Origin of the sequence: Saccharopolyspora sp. 6V (assembly GCF_020176785.1) — a bacterium.
Lineage (GTDB): Bacteria > Actinomycetota > Actinomycetes > Mycobacteriales > Pseudonocardiaceae > Saccharopolyspora_C > Saccharopolyspora_C gregorii.
The window spans coordinates 1-3,519 of sequence record NZ_JAIUKB010000221.1 but is presented as its reverse complement, the minus strand read 5'-3'; the positions used below and the strand labels follow the sequence as shown (position 1 = coordinate 3,519).

4 protein-coding genes are annotated in these 3,519 nt (G+C 72.5%); all 4 read right to left on the bottom strand.

Annotated features, from left to right (window positions below):
- On the bottom strand, positions 1 to 227 hold a 227-nt coding region (locus LCD35_RS29545), incomplete at its 3' end, for a hypothetical protein (RefSeq protein ID WP_225045310.1).
- 46 nt (positions 228 to 273) lie between these two features.
- Entirely contained in the window at positions 274 to 999 is a 726-nt protein-coding gene (locus tag LCD35_RS29540; RefSeq protein WP_225045309.1) for an aspartate/glutamate racemase family protein, read from the bottom strand.
- Positions 1,000 to 1,154: 155 nt separating this feature from the next.
- Entirely contained in the window at positions 1,155 to 2,642 is a 1,488-nt protein-coding gene (locus tag LCD35_RS29535) for an NCS1 family nucleobase:cation symporter-1 (RefSeq protein ID WP_225045308.1), read from the bottom strand.
- Between the two features lie 206 nt (positions 2,643 to 2,848).
- Positions 2,849 to 3,496 (bottom strand): GntR family transcriptional regulator, encoded by a 648-nt coding sequence (locus tag LCD35_RS29530; RefSeq protein WP_225045307.1) that lies wholly within the window; start codon positions 3,494 to 3,496, stop codon positions 2,849 to 2,851.
- Positions 3,497 to 3,519: the final 23 nt, after the last annotated feature.

The following is a 3,519-nucleotide window of genomic DNA, read 5'->3' as shown; positions in this document are numbered from 1 at the left end:
GGACCGAACACGCTGTTCATCGACGGAACCTGGCAGCCCGCCGCCGCGGGCGGGGTCCGCGAGATCCGCAGCCCCGCCGCCCGCCCCCCCCGGGCCCCCCGGGGGGCGGGGGGCGGGGCGGGGGGGGCGGGGCGGCCGGCGCGACCGGCGCCGCGGCCCGCGGTCGCGCCGCGCGGGCCGATGAGGCGCCGCGCGCGGATCACCACGTCGTACGGGTCGTCGGGCACCGCAACCTCCTGTTCGTCGTTCCGGGGGCGGGGTTCGGGGGCGGGGTCAGGCTCCGCTGATCGGCCAGCCGGTGATCTCCTTGGGCAGCGGCGCGGCCCAGCCCCCCACCTTCGAGGTGCTGAGGCCCTGCCGCACCAGCAGTTCCGCGAGCCCGACCGCCGCGGGGACGCCGTCGACGACGGGTACGCCCGCGGCGTCGCGCACCTGTTCGGCGAGGCCCGCCATGCCCGCGCAGCCGAGGCAGACCACCTCGGCGCCGTCTTCGCGGACGGCGCGCACGGCTTCGGCGGCGAGCCGGTCCCTGGCGCGTTCCGGATCGGCCTCCAGTTCCAGCACGGCCATCCCGGTGGCGCGCACCGAGGCGCACCGCGAGCCCAGCCCGGTCAGCGCGAGCCGATCGGTGATCTGGCCGGTGGTGCGCGCCAGCGAGGTGACGACGGAGAACCGGCGGCCGAGCAGGCTCGCGGTGTGCGCGGCGGCTTCGGTGATGTCCACGACGGGCACGTCGAACAGCTCCGCGAGCCCTTCCTTGCCGTGCTCGCCGAACCCGGCCAGCACCACCGCGTCGAAGGGTTCGGGCACGGCCCGCACCCGGTCCATCACGGCGACCGCGGCCAGGTAGCTCTCGAAGTTCCCCTCCACCGAGGGCGGGCCGAAGCGCGGGGTGACGGCGAGGACCTCGGTGCCGGGTGCGGCGATCGCGACGGCCTGCGCCCGGATCACCTCGGTCACGGCTTCGGTGGTGTTGACGTTGGCAACGACGATCCGCACGTGCTCTCCTTCGCTGCTTGTCCTGGGACTCGGTTTGCGGGGCGCTGGGGTGGCGGAACCTCAGCGGTTCCGCTGCTCAGGTGGTCGGCAGCTCAGCGGCTTCGCCGCTGACGGGAAGAAGACACCGCCCGCCCCCGCGGCACGGGTGGCTGCGGTCAGTGGATTCCTTCTGCGGTGGTGGTCCGCGCGAGGTGGTCTCCTGGGACGTCGGTGAAGTCGCGGCCGCGGTCGGCGATCAGGTGGTAGAGCCCGCCGCCGAGCAGCGCGCTGATGAGCCAGGAGAACGAGGACAGCACCGCGAACGCGGGCACCACGGCGAGCGCGATGCCGACCGCCGAGGCGGGCAGCAGCGCGGCGACGGCCCGCGGGTTCACGCCCCGCCGGTAGGCGTACTCGCCGGCGGGATCCTCGGTGTAGAGGTCGGGCACGTTGATCCGGCCGCGCCGCAGCAGCCAGTAGTCCACGATGATCACGCCGAACAGCGGCCCGAGCACCGCGCCGAGCCCGCCGAGGAAGTACTCCACGGTGGCGGGGCTGCCGTAGAGGTTCCACGGCAGCACCACCACGGCGAGCACCGCGCTGATCAGCCCGCCGCGCCGGAAGCCGATGTGCTTCGGCGCGAGGTTGGCGAGGTCGTAGGCGGGCGAGACGAAGTTCGCGACGATGTTCACGCCGATGGTCGCGAGCGCGAACAGCAGCGCGCCGACGACGAGCACGAAGGTGTTCGGCACCTTCGCGATGATCTCCGCCGGGTCGGTGATGATCTCGCCGAACAGGGTGTGCGTCCCGGCGGTGACGATGATGGACACCATCGCGAAGGCGGTGAAGTTCACCGGCAGGCCCCAGAAGTTCCCGCGCACGACCGATTTCCGGTCCGGCGCGAACCGGGAGAAGTCGCAGAAGTTGAGCATCAGCGTGCCGTAGATGGCGATGGTGAGCCCGGCCGCGCCGAGCACTTCCCACCACATCGCGGTGCCGCTGAGCGCGTTCGGCGGGTTCCAGGAGATCCGCCCGCCCGCGAGGACCAGCACCCAGATCGCCATCGCGAGCATCACGACCCACACGATCGGCCCGGCCCAGTCCTGGAACCGGCGGATGATCTCCATGCCGAAGCTGAGGATCACCAGCTGCACCGCCCACAGCGCGAGGAAGCAGATCCAGCCGAGGCTGGAGAGCCCGAGGATCGAGTCCTGCGCGTAGGGGGTGAGCGCGGGTTCGATGCGCAGCACCAGCACGACGACGGCGAGCGAGGCCAGGTAGGTCTGGATGCCGTACCAGGCGATGGCGACGACGGCGCGGATCAGCGCGGGCAGCTGCGCGCCGTGCACGCCGAAGGAGATCCGCGCCATCACGGGGAACGGGACGCCGGTGCGCTGCCCCATGCGGCCCATCAGGTTCATGCCCCAGAACACGACGAGGATGCCGAGCAGCAGCGCGATCAGCGACGGCAGCGCGCCGAGCCCGAGGGCGAACAGGCCGGCGGCGAAGGTGTAGTTGCCGATGTTGTGCACGTCGTTCATCCACAGCGCGAAGATGCTGTAGGTCTTCCAGCGGCGTTGTGCGGGCGGGGCCAGATCGGCGTTGTAGAGCCGGGGGCTGGGGGCTCCCGGCGTGGTGGCGGCTTCGGCACGATCCGGGGACATGGCCGCTCCGGTTCCACATAGCGGAAGTATACTTAGACGTATACGGAAAAGTAGGCCGGTTCCCGCCCCCGGTCAACCACCACGTCCCCGAGATGAGCCCCACCAGACCGGGCACACGCGGGCCACCCCGTGGAAGCAACTCAGGTGAGCGGCCCGCTCACCGCGCCGGGATCGGCGGGCGGGCCACTCACCTGGACGAGAAGAGCTCAGAAGAGCATCTTGTCGAGGACCATCGTTCTGCTGGCCCGAACATGTCCGAGCGCGAGCTCGGCGGCCCGGTCGCCGTCACCGCCGGCGATGGCGGCGTGCAGCTCGTCGTGCTCCCGGCACACCCGCTCCGGCTCCAGGTTGAGCCGGAACAGCCAGGCGAGCCTGCCGTGCAGCGGCTCCAGCACCGAGGCGAGCAGCGCGTTCCCGGACAGCGCCACGATCCGGTCGTGGAACTCGGTGTTGGCCGCGGACATCGCGTCCACGTCCCCGCCCGCCCACGCCCGCCGGGCGCGTTCGGCGAGCACGCCGAGCCGGTCGGCGTCGTCCGCGGAGGCGCGGGACGCGGCTAGCCGGGCGGCGAGCGCTTCGAGGGCTTCGCGGACGTCGAACAGCTCCTCGACCTGCGCGCGGTCGAGGCTGCGCACGAACACGCCGCGCCGGTTCGGCGCCACGTCCACGAGCCCTTCGCTCTGCAACATGCGGATCGCTTCGCGCACCGGCACCCGGGAGACGCCGAACTCGGCGGCGATCTCCTGCTCGTAGAGCCGGTCGCCGGGCCGGAGGCGGCCGTCGCTGATGCGGTCCTGCAACGCCCGCCGCACCTGCTCGCGCAGCGGCGTCCGGCCGTTCACGGCATCCGCCACCGGCGCACCCCTCCCCCGAGTTC